This window comes from Streptomyces lothianensis (genome assembly GCF_047779955.1).
Classification (GTDB): domain Bacteria; phylum Actinomycetota; class Actinomycetes; order Streptomycetales; family Streptomycetaceae; genus Streptomyces.
Map to the genome: position 1 here is coordinate 1 of NZ_JBLMKT010000120.1, position 1,043 is coordinate 1,043.

Here is a 1,043-nt window from a genome sequence, read left to right on the forward strand (position 1 = left end):
TGGGGTGCTCGTTCCAGTCGGTGAGCCAGGCCCGGATGTCGCGTTCGAGGGCCTGAACGGAGCGGTGGACGCCGCGCTTGAGCTTCTTCTGTGTGAGTTCGGCGAACCACCGCTCGACCAGGTTCAGCCAGGACGCGCTGGTCGGCGTGAAGTGCAGGTGGAACCGCGGATGGGCCAGCAGCCACCGCTTGATGTCGGGCGTCTTGTGCGTCGCGTAGTTGTCCAGGATCAGGTGAACCTGCAGATCAGCCGGGACTTCCTTGTCCAGCTTGGTCAGGAACTTCTTGAACTCCGCTGCCCGGTGGCGGCGGTGGAGGGAGCCGATGACCTTGCCGGTGGCGACTTCGAGCGCGGCGAAGAGGGTGGTGGTGCCGGCCCGGACATAGTCGTGACTGCGGCGTTCGGGAACGCCGGGCACCATCGGCAGGACCGGCTGGGACCGGTCCAGGGCCTGGATCTGCGACTTCTCGTCCACGCAGAGCACCAGAGCCTTCTCCGGCGGATCGAGATACAGACCGACGACGTCGCGGACCTTGTCGATGAACAGCGGATCGGTCGACAGCTTGAACGTCTGCGACCGGTGCGGCGCCAGGGCGAACGCCCGCCAGATCCGCGAGACCGTCGACTGCGACATGCCCGTGGCCGCCGCCATCGACCTGGTCGACCAGTGGGTCGCGTTCTTCGGTGTCTCCTCGAGCGTCTTGACGATGACCCGCTCGACGTCAGCGTCGGTGATCTTCCGGGGGACACCGGGCCGCGGGTCGTCGCACAGACCGTCCAGGCCCCGCTCGATGAAGCGGCGCCGCCAGGTGCGGACCGTGTCCGGAGCGATCCGCAGCCGGCGGGACACCTCCATGATCGAGTGGCCCTCGGCGCACTCCAGCACGATCCGCGATCGCAGAGCCAGTCCCTGAGCCGTCGTCCGGCGACGTAACCAGCCCTCCAGCACCGCCCGCTGGGTATCACTGACCGACAACGGCGGAATCTTCGGACCCGGACGACTCATACCCAACTAACGACGAATCTCCGACTCAGGTCACTAG

At 66.7% G+C, this 1,043-nt stretch carries 1 protein-coding gene; it reads right to left on the reverse strand.

The window, feature by feature from the left end:
- Nucleotides 1-1,006, reverse strand: a 1,006-nt coding sequence (locus ACLF6P_RS29860) for an IS630 family transposase (protein WP_415954544.1), incomplete at its 3' end; no start/stop codon positions are given.
- Nucleotides 1,007-1,043 lie beyond the last annotated feature (37 nt).